Source organism: Sphingomonas sp. 1185 (assembly GCF_040544655.1).
In the GTDB taxonomy this organism is placed as follows: domain Bacteria; phylum Pseudomonadota; class Alphaproteobacteria; order Sphingomonadales; family Sphingomonadaceae; genus Sphingomonas.
Map to the genome: position 1 here is coordinate 39,055 of NZ_JBEPKL010000015.1, position 15,660 is coordinate 54,714.

Consider the following 15,660-nt stretch of genomic DNA (forward strand, 5'->3'; position numbering starts at 1 on the left):
GTTGTGGTTTCCCTTGGCCTTCGACTTCGCTCAGGCTGAGCGGAGCGATGGAATGATGCCGCTCCCCAATTCCCGTTCAGCCTGAGCGAAGTCGAAGGCCACGCCCAACCCTCACCCCAATTCGGCCAGGACCGCCTCGCTGTCGCGCAATTCGGCAAAATCCGCCGCCAGCAATCCCATGGTGACATCGAAGATCGCTTGCGCCTCCAGCCCGGCGGAGGGCAGGTCGAAGCCCAGCACCGCATCCGGCACCACCGTCACCGCAAAGCCCAGATCGGAGGCCGCGCGGACCGTCGAGTTGACGCAGAACCCCGCCACCGCTCCCACGATGTGGAGATGCGACAGCCCCTGTTCGTGCAGATGCGCCGCCAGCGGCGTCGTGGCGAAGGCGGAGGAACTGCGCTTCACGAAGATCGCCTCACCGGGCCGCTCCACCGCGCAGGCCATTGGCGGATAGCCGGGCGCGTCGGGATGTAGCGGCGAGGTCGGGTCGGCCTCGGCATGGCGGATATGGATGACCGGCCGCCCTGCCCCGCGAAACGCCTCGGCCAGCGCCTCGATCCTGGCGGGGGCATCCCCGTTGACGTGCGGACGCCCGGCGTCGATCCGGTCCTGCATCGCCTGTTGCATGTCGATGATCACCAAGGCGCTGGTCATACCCACTCGCTCCCCCATCTTCGCTGCAATGTCCCTCGGTAGTATCGACATTCAGTATTGCGTCTTCTTCCCTTTCCCCTGGACAGAGGAGAGGGTTAGCGAAGCTTGCCAGCCTGCTGGCTAGCGCAGCTTGGGTGAGGGGTCGAGCGAGCCCAAAGGCTCGCGCGCTCGCCAAGCGAGCGCCCACCCCTCACCCAGCTCCGACTAGGCCTTTGCTGTCGCAAAGACCAAGTCTGCGCAACCCTCTCCCCTCTGCGAGGGGCGAGTGAAGGAAAGGCATCGTTGCATGTCGATCGGCCCTAATCCACGCGGGCGGCCGCGCAAAGGCCATGGCCGATCGGCCTATCCGGGCCATCCTGCCGCATTCCGCTTGCGAAACGGATGGTTTTGGCCGCATCGGTCGCATCCGCAACAGTTCGACCGGCGAGCCATGACCCGAGCCTTTTCCCACCGCCTGCGCATCGCCATCGCGGCGCTGATCCTGTTCGGGTTGAGCCTGCTGATCTTCGCGCCGGGCTATGTCGAATATGACAGCGTGGGCCAATATGCGCAGGCGCTGACCGGGACATATGACGACTGGCACCCGCCGATCATGGCGCGGCTCTGGTCGCTGTTTTCGGGGCAGGGGGCGCGGCCGATGCTGGTCCTGCAACTGGCGACATGGTGGCTGGGGCTGGGGTGCATCGCGGCGGCGATCGTCGACCGGCGGCCGCGCGCGGCGCTGGGCGTGCTGGCGGTCGGACTGGTGCCGCCCTGGCTGGGCTGGCAGGTGGCGATCCTGAAAGACGCGCAGATGACCGGCGCGGCGCTGGCGGCGGTCGGCATCCTCGGCTGGTGGCGATTGCGCGGACGGCCGGTGGCCGGATGGGGCTGGGCGGCGGCGGGCATGTTGCTCGCCTATGCCGCGCTGGTCCGCGCCAATGCGATCTTCGCCATCGCGCCGCTGGTCGCCTTGCTCGTCGCCGATCGCTGGGGCCGCCGGATCGCGATCACCGTCGCGCTGACGCTGGCGACGCTGGCGGCCGCGCCGCTCGTCAATCACGAACTCCTCGGCGCAAAGCCCAGCGGCGTCGCCCGATCGCAGGCGCTGTACGATCTAGCCGGAATCGCCGTGCGGGTGCCCTATGACGCGCGGCTGGGCTTTACCCCACGGGAAGTCGCCGAAATCCGCGCCAAGGGGTGCGTGAAGCCGTTCTTCTGGGACCCGCTGGGCGAGCCCGCGCGGTGCGGCACCCGGTTGCAGCGGTTCGAGACGATCCCGCCTTCGCGTCTCTATGCCAGGCTCGCCCCCGCCATGCTGCATCATCCGCTGGCCTATGCGGCGCAGCGGCTGGCGCATGTCAATTCGACCTGGCGTCTGTGGGTGCCGCCGCGCTGGCCCAATGCCGCGCCGCCGCAGGGCAGCGAGCCGAACGACTATGGCCTGGGCCATCCGGGGCCCGTCGCGCTGACGTGGCAGCGCATGGCGAGCCCCTGGGTCGATGCGCCGATCATGTGGCCGATCGTCTGGATCATCCTGGCGGCGGGCGGCCTGGCGGTGACGCGGGGGAGCGGGCTGGCGGGGGCGTTGTTCGGATCGACGCTCGGGCTGGAGGCCAGCTTCCTGGTCGTCAGCGTCGCCTCGGATTTCCGCTATCACCTGTGGCCGATCATGGCCTGCGCGCTGGGGCTGATCCTGGCCAAGCCGTGGCAGGGCGACCGGCGCATCGTCCGCGCGACGCTGGCGGCGTTGGTCGCGGTGCTGCTGCTCGGCGGGATCGCACGCGCGACCATGGCCGTGCCGCCGCAAAGCTATCAGGGTATGCTGGTCTGAACCCGAAATCCGGTCGGCGGCGTTACCCCGCCGAAAGGAGCCGCAAATGGCCGACGACCACGACCAGATCTATGCCGACTTCAAGGAGGCCGTGAACATGGCCCCCGCCGAACTCGAGAAATTCCTCGACAGTCACGAGTCGAAGGAGGTCGGGCAGAAGAAGGACGGCGCCAACGAAAGCGTGGGGCATGAATCGGGCGGCAAGATCGTCGCGATCAAGCGCAAAAAGAAGGCCGATCTGACCGACGACGACTATGCGCATATGAAGAAGGTCATCGGCTATGTGCACCGGCATCTGAAGCAGGGCGGCCCCGACAAGGATGTCGAGCATTCGCCATGGCGCTATTCGCTGATGAACTGGGGGCATGATCCGCTGAAGGACTGAGATGCCTGGAACGCCGTTCAGCCTGAGCGAAGTCGAAGGCCACGCCTTGTCCTCACCCCATGCCGCCGCCGCCCCCGCGAAGGCCGGGGTCCAGTCGGGGTGGTCTATCGAGCACGCGACGGACCTAGTGGCCACTGGACCCCGGCCTTCGGCGGGGTGGTGGTTGGAGTAGGAGCGACCGGATTCCCTTGGCCTTCGACTTCGCTCAGGCTGAACGGGGGGATGGGGATACCGGCTCCGAAGTGATGGAGACGGAAAAAGGGCCCGGTCTTTCGACCGAGCCCCTCTTTGCCCCCGATGGGAAAATCAGGCCGCGACGTCGTACGGCTTGATTTCACCCGCCAGATACAGGTTGCGGGCCTTGGCGCGGCTCAGCTTGCCCGAGCTGGTGCGGGGCAGGGTGCGCGGCGGGATCAGTTCGATGACGCAGTTCATGCCGGTCACCGCGCGTACGCGCTCGCGGATTTCGTCACGCAGGCGGGCGCGTTCCTCGTCGTCCGAGCTGCGGCACTGGACCAGCACGGCGGGGGTTTCCTCGCCGCCCGGCGTGGTGATGGCGAAGGCGGCGATGTCGCCTGCCTTGAAGCCCGGCAGCTGCTCGACCGCCCATTCGATATCCTGCGGCCAGTGGTTGCGGCCGTTGACGATGATCATGTCCTTGGCGCGGCCGACGATGTAGATATAGCCCTTGGACATATAGCCCATGTCGCCGGTGTCGAGCCAGCCATCGACCATGCAGGCTTCGGTCGCGGCCTGGTCGCGGAAATATCCCACCATGACCGACGGGCCCTTGCACCACACCTTGCCGATCGCCCCGTCGGGAAGCGGCGTGCCGTCCTCCTCACGGATCTCGATCACCATGTCGCGCGCGGGCTTGCCGCAATTGACGATGGCGCGGAAACGCTGCGGCCGGTCGGTGCCGCGTGCGCCGCCGGACAGCTGGGTTTCCTCGACCAGCTCGACGCGGATGCCTTCGCCCGGCGGCATGATCGACACCGCCAGCGTCGCCTCGGCCAGACCATAGGAGGGCAGGAAGGCGGTCGCCTGGAAGCCCGCATCGGCAAAGGCGTCGACGAAGGACTGCATGACGTCGGGGCGGATCATGTCCGCGCCATTGCCCGCGATCCGCCAGCGCGACAGGTCGAACCGGTCCGACGCCTTGGTCTGCGACGAGATGCGGCGCGCGCAGATATCATAGCCGAAAGTCGGCGAATAGCTGACCGAGGTGCCCGGATTGCGGCTGATCATGTCGAGCCATGCCAGCGGGCGACGCGCGAAATCCTCGGTCTTGAGGTAATCGGTCGACACCTGGTTGGCGACCGGCGACAGGAAGCAGCCGACCAGACCCATGTCATGATACCAGGGCAGCCACGAGACGCAGCGGTCGCTCTCCTGGATCTTCATGCCATGGCTGTGCGCGGCGAGATTGTTCAGCAGCGCATGGTGGGTGATCGCCACGCCATGCGGGAAACGGGTCGAGCCGCTGGAATATTGCAGATAGGCGATCGCGTCCGACTTAGCCTCGGGCAGCGGCGCCTCTGGCGCCTCGCGAGTGGCGAAGCTGTCCCAGTCGATGCCCTCGACACCCGCCGCCTCGGCCGCCGCACCGGCCATCTGCGCCAGTTCGGGCGGGAAGATCAGCATCTTGGGGTCGCAGCTGGCGAGCTGGACGCGCAACTGCTCGATATAGCTGTCGCGCCCGCCGAACGAGGTCGGCAGCGGCAGCGGCACCGGCCAGGCGCCCGCATAGATCACGCCGAAGAAGAGGGCGGCGAATTCCGGGCCCGTCTCGGCGACCAGCGCGATCCGCTCCTCGGGGCGCACGCCGCTGGCGATCAGCCGGCGGGCGCAGGCCAGCGCGTCGTCGCGCAGCTCGGAGAAGGGATAGGGACGGGTCAGGACCCCGCGCGCATCGTGGAAGTTCAGACCGCGCGAGCCCGAGGCGGCATAGTCCAGCGCCTCGCCCAGCGTATCGAAGTCGGCGAAGCGGCGCGGCAGCGCATCTTCGGTCGGCGTCGCGATGATGGCGCGCGCGTCGTCCTGATGGTGCTCGATCGTCATGGCCTTGCCTTCGTTCCTTATGCTCTTGCGTCGTCCGGGCCGCGGGGCCGCGGAGACGAGTATGATTCTTTCGCCGGATGGACGGCGGCTTCCCGCGTTCTAATTCCAGTGTCAGTGTGGCACAAACAAGGCGTGTCTGCCGATCGTCGCCCGCCAAAGCCCCTTGATCCCAAATTGCTGGAGCAGATCGCGCTGCGCTATGTCGAGCGGTTCGCGACGACCGAGGGCAAGCTGGTCGAATATCTGACCCGCAAGCTGCGCGAACGCGGCTGGGCGGGGGAGGATGCGCCCGATCCGCGCGGGCTGGCGGCCAGGATGGTCGAGCTGCGCTATATCGACGACCGCGCCTATGCCGAGATGAAGGCGGCGTCGCTGGCTCGCCGGGGGCTGGGGGCGCGGCGGGTGCGGCAGGCGCTGCAGGCGGCGCGGGTCGGGCCCGAGGATCACGAGGCGATTGCGGGGCAGGTGGCGGAGGCGGCGCGCGACGCCGCGCTGGCCTTTGCCCGGCGGCGGCGAATCGGGCCTTTCGGCGATGGCGGGGCGGATCGCGCGCTTCGCGAGAAGCAGTTCGCGGCGATGCTGCGCGCCGGTCACGACATGGCGCTGGCCCGGCAGATCGTGTCGGCGGCCCCCGGCGAGATGATCGACGACCGGGAATATTGATCCAAATTTGGCAAATTTTCCTTCAAGCAAAGAATCTTGGCCGTTTCGTCCCACTCCGGACCAGCAAAAAGTGATCCGCCTCGCATTGCGGGTGCGAACAAAGATGCTAGCAATGCATCCAAGGGTGCGATGATGCTGGATGAAACGCCAAATACAGGGGGCGGCATCGACGGCGAAGCGGCGGATGCGGCCGTAAGGCTGACGGGGGTCGTCAAGTGGTTCGATGTGACGCGCGGCTTCGGCTTCGCGGTCGCGGACGATCGGGCGTACGGGGATGTGCTGCTGCACTTCACCGTGCTTCAGGCGCATGCCCGGCGCAGCCTGCCCGAAGGTGCGCGGGTGGAGATGCTCGCGGTGGAGCGGGGGCGCGGCTATCAGGCGCGCGAGGTGCTGAGCATCGACCTGACCCATGCCGTGCCCGAAATGCCCAAGCGGCCCCGCTCGCCCGACAGGGTCGATCCCGAGACGCTGGTCGATGCGGCGGGCGATCCCGAACTGGTCGCGGTCAAATGGTTCAACAGGCTGAAAGGCTATGGCTTTCTGCTGCGCGACCGCGACGGGGCGGATATCTTCGTGCATATGGAGACGCTGCGGCGCGGTGGCCTGATCACGGTCGAGCCGGGGCAGCCGCTGGCCGCGCGGATCGTCGATGGGCCTAAAGGGCCGTTGGCGGTGGTGGTGACGGAAAGGATGTAAGGCGTGCGACAGCGGGCTATGGGGGCGGGGCGCGGCATGGCGCTCGCGCTGGGGCTGGCCGCGATCCAGCTAAGCGGCTGCTCGGGCGCGGATCCGGCCGCCAAGACGGCGGACGTCCAACAGGCGTCGAAAATGCCGGTGACCATCACCACCGCATCGGGCAAGCAGCAGCTGCACGTCGAACAGGCCCGCACCGCCGCCGAGCAACAGCAGGGGCTAATGTACCGCACCGACCTGAAGCGCGATGACGGCATGTTGTTCGCGCCCTATCCGCCCGAGGGCGGCGGCCCGCGCGAGGCGAGTTTCTGGATGAAGAACACGCCGACCTCGCTCGACATCATCTTCATTCGCGCCGACGGCACCATCGCGCGCATCGCCGAGAATACCACGCCTTTCTCGGAAACCCCCATCCCCTCGGGTGAGCCGGTCGCGGCGGTGCTGGAACTGGTCGGCGGCCGCGCGGCCGAACTCGGCCTGTCGGAGGGCGATTCGGTGTCCTGGGCGAAATGAGGCCGTTCGGGGCGGGTAACGTCTGAACCACGCCAAGCCACTCCCGAAGGTGGGAGGGCGGGGGGCTCATCGAGCGAACCCCTTGCGGCGCTTCCCCCACCCCAAACCCCTCCCCCTGCCGGGAGGAGGGGCTTCATGTGCCCCATGCATGCGGAACGCGGTTGAAGGGCGGCGACAGCCGGGCTACACGGCGCCTCATGGGCATCAACCTCAATCCCTTCACCTGGTGGAACGGCGCCACCATCGGCACCTGGTTCGGTCTGCGCGGCAAGGCGCAGGTGGGCGAGGATGCCCACGGCAATGTCTATTATGAAGGCGGCAGCGACACCGCCGGACGCCCGCGCCGCTGGGTGATCTACAAGGGTTCGAACGATGCCAGCCGGGTTCCGGCGGAATGGTTCAGCTGGCTGCATCATCAGATCGAGGATGTGCCCGACCGCTCGCTGCCGCTGCGTCGCGCGTGGCAGAAGCCGACCCTGCCCAACCAGACCGGCACCGCCATGGCCTATCGCCCGGCAGGTGCGCTCGAAAAGGGTGGCCAGCGCGCCGCCGCGACGGGCGATTACGAAGCCTGGACGCCCGAGGGGTGAAGACGGCTCGCTGGCTGGCCGGCGCTGCGCTGGCGGCCGCGCTGGGCGTAGGGGGCTGGTTCGGCTATCACGCCCTGACCCATAAGGACGGGACGACCGCCGAGGATGCGGCGGTCAGCCAGATCCTGCCCGACCGCCCCGGCGGCGGGTCGGGGATCGAATCGGTCGATGCGGGCCAGGCGAACCTGCCTAGCGGCGGTACGCCGATGGCCGAGCGCGTCGCGGTGGTCGGCCTGCTCAACAAGCGCAACGGCGTCTCGCGCGAACTGACGCTGAAGCCGGGCCAGGCGATTCGCGTCGGGGACGCGGTCGTGCGCCTGCGCGCCTGCGAAAAGACCGCATCCTGGGAACCCGAACAGCTGACCGGCGCCTTCGTCCAGCTGGACGTACGTGGGGCGAATCAGCGGTGGCAGCGGGTCTTTTCGGGATGGCTGTACAAGGAACGCCCGGCGCTGAACGTCGTCCAGCACCCGGTCTATGACGTCTGGGCCAAGAGCTGCACGATGTCCTGGCCCGAAACCGGACCGGAGACGGTGCCCGCCGCCTCGTCCGGCGCGGCGCCCAGGCGGTCGAGCGCGCCGAAGTCGCCCGCCGCCGACACGCCCGCGGACGAAGCCCCCGGCGCGACCACCCCGGCCAACGCATCGGACAGCAGCGCGACATAATCGTCGCGCCCGATCTCGACCGCGCCCATGGTCGACAGATGCGGGGTCTGGAACTGGCAGTCGAGCAGGCTGTACCCCCCGGCGCGCAGCCGCGCGACTAGCCAGACCATCGCGACCTTGGACGCGTCGGTCCGGCGGCTGACCATCGATTCGCCGAAAAAGGCGCGGCCCAGCCCCAGGCCGTACAGCCCGCCGACCAGCTCTTCGCCGTCCCAGCATTCGATCGAATGGGCAAAGCCCATGTCGAACAGGTCGATGAAGACCCGCTCGATCGCGTAATTGATCCAGGTCTCGGGCCGGTCGGGCACGCTTTCCGCGCACATCCGGATGATCGATTCGAATGCGGTGTCGGCGGTCACGCGAAACCGGTCGGCCGCGACCGTCTTGCGCAGCGAGCGCGACAAGTGAAAGCCGTCGAGCGGCAGGATCGCGCGCTTGCGGGGCTCGACCCAATAGACATGGTCGGCCTCGCGCGTGTCGGCCATGGGGAACACCCCCACGGCATAGGCGCCCAGCACGAGATGGGGAGTCAGCCGCTCGACCGGGCCCGGCTGATCCCGCCGGCTCATTTCCCCGACAGCCGCCGTTCGACCGCCCGCCACAGCGTCGCATAGGCCTGCGCCGCCGCGCTGCGCGGGGCGAAGGCGCCGATGGGGGCGCGGTGCTCGCCCATCGCCTCGACCAGGCTGGCCATGGGGATGGCGGGCCAGTCGGGCTGGGCGGCGACGGCCTCTGCATGAAGGCGACGGCGGCGGTCGACCATGACATGGACCGGCAGGATCGGCACCCGGCCCCGGACATGGCTGTCCACCACCTCTAGCGCACGGGTCGACAGCGCGGAGGGGACCACCGGCACCACGATCAGGTCGACCGCGCGCAGCACCTGGTCGGTCGTCTCGGTCAGCCCCGGCGGGCAGTCGAGCAGCACCCGGTCATAGCCGTCCAGCCCGTCGATCAGCTTGCCCAGCCGCTTCTTCTTGTCGAGCTGGTGGAACAGCAGGTCGAGCCCGCGCAACGAGGTGTCGGCGCCGATCAGCGACAGGTTGGGCGTGTCGGTCCGGCGCACCAGCCGTTCGACCGCGACATCGCGCGAAAAGATCGCCTGCGCCTGGTCGCCGGGAGCCGGACCGCCCAGCAGCCAGGTCGACGCGGCCTGCGGATCGAGATCCCATAACAGCGTGCGGCGCGCGCACTGGGTCGCCGCGCACCAGGCCAGGTTGACCGCCATGCTGGTCTTACCCACGCCGCCCTTCATGCTGTAGATCGCGATCGCCGCCACGATTCGTCCCCCGACCTCCCGAGCCTGCCCCAAGAAAAAGGCCGACGAGGTATCCCCGCCGGCCCGATTTCGATCAAGTCCCTATCGTCCGATTGCCGAACGATGGAGAAAGACGTCTTAGACGTGGCAGCTCTGCGCGGCCTTCTTCGGGGTGGTCAGGGTGATGGTCTTCTCGTCACCCGTCAGGCGCCAGCCACCCTCGGCGGTCAGCGGCTCACCGGCGGCCGGAGCCTTCAGCACGACCGGCGTCTCGCCTTCCTTCAGGCGGACATTGGCCTGCTTGTCACCCTGGAAGAAGGTGACGTAGGCCAGGCTCTGGTCCTTGCAGCGGAAGGTCTTTTCGGCCTTGATCGCGGGCGGCAGTTCGACCGGCGCGCGGTTGGCCAGGACATTGGCCATGGGATCCGGGTTGGTGTCGACCACCTCGGGCTGGCTGGGCTTGGAATTGCACGCTGCCAGGGCGAGCAGCGGTGCGGCGACGATGAGGGGGAGAAGGCTCTTCATAGCGAGGCGTTGCTTCGCAAATGCAGCAATGCCCCGTCAAGCGCGCAGATGGCCGTCGGGATCGAAATGTCCGGCATCCGCACGCGCCGCCGCGTCCTCCGCGCCCCGCGACCCGGCCTTGCGCTTGGGGCTTCCCAAGCAAGGCTTTGCTTGCCGAGCGGCGGGGCAGGGGCCATCTAGCGGGCATGGATGCGACACCCGACACGCTGGCCCTGATCGGCAACACCCCCCTCGTCCGTCTGAAGGGGCCGAGCGAGGCCACCGGCTGCGACATTTACGGCAAATGCGAATTCGCCAATCCGGGCGCCAGCGTGAAGGACCGCGCCGCGCTGTTCATCGTCGAGGATGCCGAGGCGCGCGGGGCGCTGCGCCCCGGCGGCACGATCGTCGAGGGGACGGCGGGCAATACCGGCATCGGCCTGGCGCTGGTCGCCAATGCCAAGGGCTATCGCACGATCATCGTGATGCCCGAGACGCAGAGCCGCGAGAAGATGGACACGCTGCGCGCGCTGGGGGCCGAACTGGTGCTGGTGCCCGCCGCGCCCTATTCCAGCCCCTGTCACTTCGTCCACACCTCGCGCCGGATCGCCGAGGAGACCGACAATGCCATCTGGGCCAACCAGTTCGACAATATCGCCAATCGCCGCGCGCATATCATCGGCACCGCCGAGGAGATCTGGACCCAGCTGGACGGGCGGATCGACGGCTTCACCTGCGCGGCGGGCACGGGCGGCACGCTGGCGGGCGTCGGCATGGGGCTGAAGGCGCATGACGAGTCGGTCGTCATCGCGCTCAGCGACCCGCACGGCGCGGCGCTCTATGACTATTATGCGCATGGCGAGCTGAAGTCCGAAGGCTCGTCGGTCGCCGAGGGGATCGGGCAGGGGCGGATCACCGCCAATCTTGACGGCGCGCCGATCGACACGCAATTTCGCATTTCCGACGCGGAAGGCTGGTACTGGGTGCAGCGACTCCTGAGCGAGGAAGGGCTGTGCTTGGGCCTGTCGTCGGGCATCAATGTCGGCGGCGCGGTGGCGCTGGCCAAGGCATTGGGGCCGGGCAAGCGTATCGCAACCATTTTGTGCGATACGGGGTTTCGCTACCTCTCCACGCTCCATAATCCGGCGTGGCGGGCGGAAAAGGGTCTTTAAATCCGGGACGGTGGGGCCGTTCCGGTGGTAGAGGTCGACATCGGTGCAGGCGCAGGATAGTTACACCCACTTCATGAAGTCACCCGACCACCATCATATCATGCAACGTGTGAAGGTCGGTATGATCGGCCTGGCTGCGGTCATCCTGTTGATCGCCATCGCCAGCACCATCCTGGGATCGCTGAATCGCGACAATCCGCCGGTCGAGACGGCCGGGGCGGCGCAGAGCAACATGGTGGCCGACATGGCCGTGGCGAACGCGACCGCCCCCAGCAGCGAACCGCTGGCCGAACTCGGCGTCGCGCCCGCCCCCGTCAACGCCCAGTCGCCCGCCGAACCCGCCCGCTGATCCGCGACACTGGCCTGGACCCGGTCCCGTCATAGCGGGGCGGTGCGGTCCGACGCCCGATCGCATGGATTGATTCGAATCAAGACCGATTCGGGCGTGCTTCGGCCGGTGACCCGGCTCGGCCGTCGTGCCCCGCCGCCTTTCTCACCGCATCCCGACGCCGTCTGGCGATGATGGGAATCCTTCGGGGAAATCCGGGGATCGGTGCTTCGTGCGCCCGTTTTTCGGCACTTTTCCGCCAGTTCGCCGATGCGCTCCCTCCCGCGCCGCGCCCAGCCGTTCGTCGCATATACAGCGATTTAGGAGCGGTTTCCCCGATCATCCCCAAAAATCCCGTTGCCACCCGTTGACGCTATAGGTAAACCCATTCCCAACAGAGGGGCAGGCTCATCATTGTCCAGCAATGGGTCGGAGCGCGGCATCGGCCGGGTTTCGAAGATGTGAGGCCGTGCGCGCCATGTGCGAGGTTGGCGTGTCCGAAAGGGGTTTGTATCAGGGAAGTGGCATTGGCCTTGTCGACGACAAGGGTCGCGTGGCCATCCCCAACGCCCTTCGTTCCACCCTGGCTCAGAACGCGCCGCGCCCCGATGGAAAGGACGGCGGGACCATCATCATCGCCGTACACGAAACCGAACGTTGTCTGATCGCTTATGACCCGGGTTATGTCGCGGTGCTGAAGAAGGAACTGGACGCGCGCACCGAGATGTCGCGCGGGCCCGACGGCCGCATCGACTATAACATCAAGCGCGATCTGGCGAACGGCGAAGCCGTGCCCTTTGACGGGTCGGGCCGTTTCATCATGCCGGGCTTTCCCCGTTTCCATGCCGGGATCACGGGCCATGCCTTTTTCTGGGGCACGTTCGACTATATCGAAATCTGGGACCCCAGGACGCTGGTCGAGACGCCGGGCCTGCCGCCCAAGATGATCTCGGCTGCGCGCTATCACTGCCAGGAAAAGGGGATCGTGCTGTGAGCGATCCCGTGACCCTGCCCGCCGACGCCCCGCACATCCCCGTCCTGCTCGACGAGGTGCTGGACGCGCTCGCCATCCAGCCCGGCGAGACGCATGTCGACGGCACGTTCGGCGCGGGCGGCTATACGCGTGCGATGCTGGGCCGGGGGGCGAAGGTCGTCGCCTTCGACCGTGATCCCGACGCGATCGCCAATGGCCAGGCGCTGGTCGCGGCCGCGCCGGGGCTGACGCTGATCCACCGGGAATTTTCTAGCCTGGATCAGGAACTCGATACCCGCGTTGATGGCGTGGTGCTCGATATCGGGGTGTCCTCGATGCAACTCGACCAGGCGGAGCGCGGCTTTTCGTTCCAGGGGGACGGGCCGCTCGACATGCGGATGGCGCAGGAGGGGGAGTCGGCCGCCGATTTCCTCAACACCGCCGATGAGGCCGCGATCGCCGATGTCCTCTATCATTATGGCGAGGAACCGCGTTCGCGCCGCGTCGCGCAGGCGATCGTCGCCGCACGCCCGCTGACCCGTACCGGCGAACTGGCCGCCGTGGTCCGCCGGGCCCTGGGCTATCGCCCGCATGACAAGAAGGACCCGGCGACCCGGACCTTCCAGGCGATCCGCATCCATGTGAACCGCGAGCTGGACGAACTGGCCGAGGGGCTGGCGGCGGCGGAGCGCGCGCTGAAGCCGGGCGGGCGGCTGGTGGTCGTCACCTTCCACAGCCTGGAAGACCGCATGGTCAAGCGCTTCTTCCGCGAGCGCGCCGGGCAGATGCCGGGCGGGTCGCGTCACCTGCCGCAACAGGCCGCCGCCGCCGCGCCCAGCTTTGCCCAGGTCGGCAAGGCGGTGCGCGCGGGCGAGGCGGAGCTGGCCCGCAATCCGCGCGCGCGTTCGGCGACGCTGCGTTTTGCGACGCGGACCGAGTCCCCCGCCTGGTCGGCGGGATCGAATGGATTGCCGGGGGGCGAGTTGAGTCAGGAGTTGGGCGTATGACGGCGGCGTATCGGTTGAAGGGGATCGGGTGGTTCGGGAGCTGCGTCACGGTGGTCCTGGGCTTCTACCTGGTCTCGCTCCAGGTCGCGTCGGAGCGCAAGAAGCTGGACGACGTCAACGCCCGCATCGCCGCCGCGCAGCGCGACATCCGCGCGCTGGAGACCGAGTTCGACACCCGCGCCAACCTGGTCCAGCTGGAAAAGTGGAATGGCGACACGCTGGCGCTGACCGCGCCGGTCGCCGGGCAGTTCGTCGGTGACGAGTCGCAGCTCGCCTCGCTCGACGTGACGCAGGGGCCCGCCGCCGGAGCGATCCAGACCGCCGCGCTGCTCGTCCCCTCGCAGCCCCAGCCCGCTCCGGTCGCCCAGCCGGACGCGCCGGTCGCCGCCCCCGCCGCCGCCAAGCCCATCGCGCCCGCTCCCGTCGTCCGGCTCGCCAAGGTCGAGCTGCCCAAGGCCCAGATCGTCAAGGCCGTCTCCGAGCGTGTCGTCGCGACCAAGGGCGCCAAGCCCGCGCCGATCGCGACCGTGCGCACCGCCGCCGCCGTCGCGAAAGTCCGGCCGCAGGCGGTGGCGATGCTCGACCGCCAGCTGCTGTCCGACACGACGCTGGGCGACATTCTGAAGGGGGCCAAGTCCGAATCGCGGCGGCCGCGTTGAGCGTACTCGTCGCACGTCCCACCGGCACGCAGCGTACCGCCGGCCAGCGCCATGCGCTGGTCGCGACGACGCATATGCGGCTGATGATGCTGATGATGCTGTTCGGCGCGGCGGTGCTCGTCGTGATCGGACGGCTGATGATGCTGGCGATCTTCGCCGGCCCGGCCGACGCGGCGGCGCGCACCGCGACGCTGGCCGCGCGCGGCGACATCGTCGACCGCAACGGCGCGCCGCTCGCGCGCACGATCGACAGCTGGACGATCGCGGTCCATCCCAAGAAGCTGATCGGCGATCCGATGGAGATCGCCGCGCGCCTCGCCGCGCTGATGCCCGATCGCGGCGACCAGGCCTGGTTCTACAACCAGCTGACCCGCAAGGCGAATTTCGTCTATCTGCAACGCCGCGCCAGCCCCGCGCTGGTCGAGCAGGTGAACGCGATCGGTGAGCCGGGGCTGGTCTTCGACCGCGAGACGCAGCGCCTCTATCCGCAGTCCAACCTGGCGGCGCACGCGCTGGGCTTCCTGTCGACCGACGGGCACGGCATGAGCGGCATGGAGCGCGTCCTCGACCAGCGGCTGCTCGACCCGGCCCAGGCGGGCAAGCCGGTCGCGCTGTCGATCGACACGCGCGTCCAGGCGGCGATGGAGAGCGAGCTGGGCCGCGCCATGACGACCTTCTCGGCGCGCGGCGGCGGCGGCATCGTGCTCGACGTGGCGACGGGCGAGGTGATCGCGATGGTCTCGCTGCCCACCTTCAACCCCAATCGGGTCGGCATGGCGGGAGCCGAACAGCTGCGCAACATCACGACGCAGAGCGTGTTCGAGCTGGGTTCGACCTTCAAGCCGATCACCATGGCGACCGCGATGGAGAATGGCGTCGTCACCTCGATGGCGCGACGCTTCGACGCGACCCATCCGCTCAAGGTCGGCGGCTATACCATCCATGACGAGGCGGGCGATCCGAAGCGCTGGCTGAACATGGCCGAGACGCTGATCTATTCCTCCAACATCGCCACCGCGCGCGTCGCCGACGAGATCGGTCCGCAGCGGATGCAGGCGATGTTCAAGAAGCTGGGCTTCGATACCAAGCCCGATATCGAGCTGCGCGAAAAGGGCCGTCCGCTGCTCCCCACCTATTGGGCGCGGACGACGACGATGACGACCGCCTATGGCCATGGCATCGCGGTTACGCCGCTGCACCTCGCCTCGGCCTATGCCGCGCTGGTCAATGGCGGCATCTGGCGGCCCGCGACGCTGTTGAAGGTGGCGCCCGGCCATGCGCCCGAGGGACGCCGCGTGCTGAGCGAGGCGACGAGCGCGCGGATGCGCCAGATGCTGCGGCTGGTCGTGATGCGCGGCACGGGGCGCAAGGGTGATGCGCCGGGCTATCGCGTCGGGGGCAAGACTGGTACGGCCGAGGCGGCGGTGGCGGGCGGCTATGACCGTTCGCGCAACGTGGCGACGTTTGCGGCGGCCTTTCCGATGGATGCGCCGCGCTATGTCGTGCTGGCGATGCTCGACTCGCCAAAGGGGACGAAGGAGACGTTCGGGTGGAAGACCGCAGCCTGGAACGCCGCGCCGGTGGTCGGGCGGACGATCACGCGGGTCGGTGCGATGCTGGGCGTCGTGCCGGACGCCAACAAGGATGTGGACGTGTCGGACATTCTGCCGACCCTGTGGCAGGACCCCAAGGCGCCGCCCGTGGATGGACGATGAGGCG

17 protein-coding genes and 1 pseudogene are annotated in these 15,660 nt (G+C 68.2%); 13 read left to right on the forward strand and 5 right to left on the reverse strand.

The features are described from left to right. Positions 1-111: 111 nt before the first annotated feature. On the reverse strand, positions 112-657 hold the full coding sequence (locus tag ABIC44_RS11570; RefSeq protein ID WP_354295555.1) for an isochorismatase family protein: 546 nt from the start codon (positions 655-657) through the stop codon (positions 112-114). Positions 658-1,087: 430 nt separating this feature from the next. Between ABIC44_RS11570 and ABIC44_RS11575 the strand changes: the two genes are divergently transcribed. Both ABIC44_RS11575 and ABIC44_RS11580 read left to right on the forward strand, forming a co-directional pair. Beyond that, positions 1,088-2,470, forward strand: coding sequence for a hypothetical protein (locus tag ABIC44_RS11575; protein ID WP_354295557.1), 1,383 nt, complete (start codon positions 1,088-1,090; stop codon positions 2,468-2,470). A 46-nt stretch (positions 2,471-2,516) separates the two neighbouring features. After that, on the forward strand, positions 2,517-2,855 hold the full coding sequence (locus ABIC44_RS11580) for a DUF3140 domain-containing protein (RefSeq protein WP_354295559.1): 339 nt from the start codon (positions 2,517-2,519) through the stop codon (positions 2,853-2,855). 306 nt (positions 2,856-3,161) lie between these two features. Here ABIC44_RS11580 and ABIC44_RS11585 read toward each other — a convergent pair whose 3' ends face one another. Next, the gene (locus ABIC44_RS11585) at positions 3,162-4,916 is read right to left on the reverse strand and encodes a fatty acyl-AMP ligase (protein WP_354295561.1); all 1,755 of its coding nucleotides are present in this window, start codon (positions 4,914-4,916) and stop codon (positions 3,162-3,164) included. A gap of 132 nt (positions 4,917-5,048) precedes the next feature. Between ABIC44_RS11585 and ABIC44_RS11590 the strand changes: the two genes are divergently transcribed. From ABIC44_RS11590 to ABIC44_RS11610, 5 genes and pseudogenes are all read left to right on the forward strand, one after another. Further along, a complete protein-coding gene (locus ABIC44_RS11590; protein ID WP_354295563.1) occupies positions 5,049-5,579 on the forward strand; it encodes a regulatory protein RecX in 531 nt (176 codons plus the stop codon). A gap of 132 nt (positions 5,580-5,711) precedes the next feature. Further along, complete coding sequence (locus ABIC44_RS11595) at positions 5,712-6,275, forward strand: cold-shock protein (protein ID WP_354295611.1); 564 nt, start codon at positions 5,712-5,714, stop codon at positions 6,273-6,275. 18 nt (positions 6,276-6,293) lie between these two features. Continuing rightward, a complete protein-coding gene (locus ABIC44_RS11600; protein ID WP_354295612.1) occupies positions 6,294-6,785 on the forward strand; it encodes a DUF192 domain-containing protein in 492 nt (163 codons plus the stop codon). Between the two features lie 197 nt (positions 6,786-6,982). Next, positions 6,983-7,375: an NADH:ubiquinone oxidoreductase subunit NDUFA12 gene (locus tag ABIC44_RS11605; protein WP_307104758.1), complete on the forward strand. Its 393-nt coding sequence runs from the start codon at positions 6,983-6,985 to the stop codon at positions 7,373-7,375. 206 nt (positions 7,376-7,581) lie between these two features. Next, positions 7,582-7,815: pseudogene (locus ABIC44_RS11610) on the forward strand (DUF2155 domain-containing protein); the annotation flags it as partial. Between the two features lie 35 nt (positions 7,816-7,850). On the opposite strand, the gene aat reads toward ABIC44_RS11610, so the two are convergent. The 3 genes from aat to ABIC44_RS11625 all read right to left on the reverse strand — a co-directional run bounded on the left by aat (position 7,851) and on the right by ABIC44_RS11625 (position 9,823). Next, positions 7,851-8,609 carry a leucyl/phenylalanyl-tRNA--protein transferase gene (aat, locus tag ABIC44_RS11615; protein WP_354295564.1) on the reverse strand — a complete coding sequence of 253 codons (759 nt, stop codon included), beginning with the start codon at positions 8,607-8,609 and terminating at the stop codon, positions 7,851-7,853. Then, a complete protein-coding gene (locus tag ABIC44_RS11620; protein ID WP_309693338.1) occupies positions 8,606-9,319 on the reverse strand; it encodes a ParA family protein in 714 nt (237 codons plus the stop codon). Before ABIC44_RS11620 ends, aat begins: the two co-directional genes overlap by 4 nt. Positions 9,320-9,436: 117 nt before the next feature. Beyond that, a complete protein-coding gene (locus ABIC44_RS11625) occupies positions 9,437-9,823 on the reverse strand; it encodes a hypothetical protein (protein ID WP_307103371.1) in 387 nt (128 codons plus the stop codon). A gap of 185 nt (positions 9,824-10,008) precedes the next feature. On the opposite strand from ABIC44_RS11625, the gene ABIC44_RS11630 reads away from it, so the two are divergent. The 6 genes from ABIC44_RS11630 (at position 10,009) to ABIC44_RS11655 (ending at position 15,656) form a co-directional block, all read left to right on the forward strand. Further along, entirely contained in the window at positions 10,009-10,974 is a 966-nt protein-coding gene (locus ABIC44_RS11630) for a cysteine synthase A (protein ID WP_354295566.1), read from the forward strand. Positions 10,975-11,095: 121 nt separating this feature from the next. Beyond that, entirely contained in the window at positions 11,096-11,323 is a 228-nt protein-coding gene (locus ABIC44_RS11635) for a hypothetical protein (protein WP_309693344.1), read from the forward strand. A gap of 457 nt (positions 11,324-11,780) precedes the next feature. Next, the gene (locus ABIC44_RS11640; protein WP_502959845.1) at positions 11,781-12,296 is read left to right on the forward strand and encodes a division/cell wall cluster transcriptional repressor MraZ; all 516 of its coding nucleotides are present in this window, start codon (positions 11,781-11,783) and stop codon (positions 12,294-12,296) included. Continuing rightward, positions 12,293-13,282, forward strand: a complete 990-nt coding sequence (rsmH, locus tag ABIC44_RS11645) for a 16S rRNA (cytosine(1402)-N(4))-methyltransferase RsmH (RefSeq protein ID WP_354295570.1) — start codon at positions 12,293-12,295, stop codon at positions 13,280-13,282. Before ABIC44_RS11640 ends, rsmH begins: the two co-directional genes overlap by 4 nt. Then, the gene (locus ABIC44_RS11650) at positions 13,279-13,941 is read left to right on the forward strand and encodes a hypothetical protein (protein ID WP_354295572.1); all 663 of its coding nucleotides are present in this window, start codon (positions 13,279-13,281) and stop codon (positions 13,939-13,941) included. The genes rsmH and ABIC44_RS11650 overlap by 4 nt, the downstream gene beginning before the upstream one ends. After that, on the forward strand, positions 13,938-15,656 hold the full coding sequence (locus tag ABIC44_RS11655) for a peptidoglycan D,D-transpeptidase FtsI family protein (RefSeq protein WP_354295574.1): 1,719 nt from the start codon (positions 13,938-13,940) through the stop codon (positions 15,654-15,656). The genes ABIC44_RS11650 and ABIC44_RS11655 overlap by 4 nt, the downstream gene beginning before the upstream one ends. Positions 15,657-15,660 lie beyond the last annotated feature (4 nt).

What these genes read in the sequence shown, in the direction of transcription:
- aat (WP_354295564.1), bottom strand. Translation starts at nt 8,609, where the DNA reads ATGAGCCGGCGGGATCAGCCGGGCCCGGTCGAGCGGCTGACTCCCCAT.
- ABIC44_RS11600 (WP_354295612.1), top strand. Translation starts at nt 6,294, where the DNA reads ATGGGGGCGGGGCGCGGCATGGCGCTCGCGCTGGGGCTGGCCGCGATC.
- ABIC44_RS11650 (WP_354295572.1), top strand. Translation starts at nt 13,279, where the DNA reads ATGACGGCGGCGTATCGGTTGAAGGGGATCGGGTGGTTCGGGAGCTGC.
- ABIC44_RS11635 (WP_309693344.1), top strand. Translation starts at nt 11,096, where the DNA reads ATGATCGGCCTGGCTGCGGTCATCCTGTTGATCGCCATCGCCAGCACC.
- ABIC44_RS11625 (WP_307103371.1), bottom strand. Translation starts at nt 9,823, where the DNA reads ATGAAGAGCCTTCTCCCCCTCATCGTCGCCGCACCGCTGCTCGCCCTG.
- ABIC44_RS11580 (WP_354295559.1), top strand. Translation starts at nt 2,517, where the DNA reads ATGGCCGACGACCACGACCAGATCTATGCCGACTTCAAGGAGGCCGTG.
- ABIC44_RS11575 (WP_354295557.1), top strand. Translation starts at nt 1,088, where the DNA reads ATGACCCGAGCCTTTTCCCACCGCCTGCGCATCGCCATCGCGGCGCTG.
- ABIC44_RS11570 (WP_354295555.1), bottom strand. Translation starts at nt 657, where the DNA reads ATGACCAGCGCCTTGGTGATCATCGACATGCAACAGGCGATGCAGGAC.
- ABIC44_RS11605 (WP_307104758.1), top strand. Translation starts at nt 6,983, where the DNA reads ATGGGCATCAACCTCAATCCCTTCACCTGGTGGAACGGCGCCACCATC.
- ABIC44_RS11640 (WP_502959845.1), top strand. Translation starts at nt 11,781, where the DNA reads ATGTGCGAGGTTGGCGTGTCCGAAAGGGGTTTGTATCAGGGAAGTGGC.
- ABIC44_RS11595 (WP_354295611.1), top strand. Translation starts at nt 5,712, where the DNA reads ATGCTGGATGAAACGCCAAATACAGGGGGCGGCATCGACGGCGAAGCG.
- ABIC44_RS11585 (WP_354295561.1), bottom strand. Translation starts at nt 4,916, where the DNA reads ATGACGATCGAGCACCATCAGGACGACGCGCGCGCCATCATCGCGACG.
- ABIC44_RS11630 (WP_354295566.1), top strand. Translation starts at nt 10,009, where the DNA reads ATGGATGCGACACCCGACACGCTGGCCCTGATCGGCAACACCCCCCTC.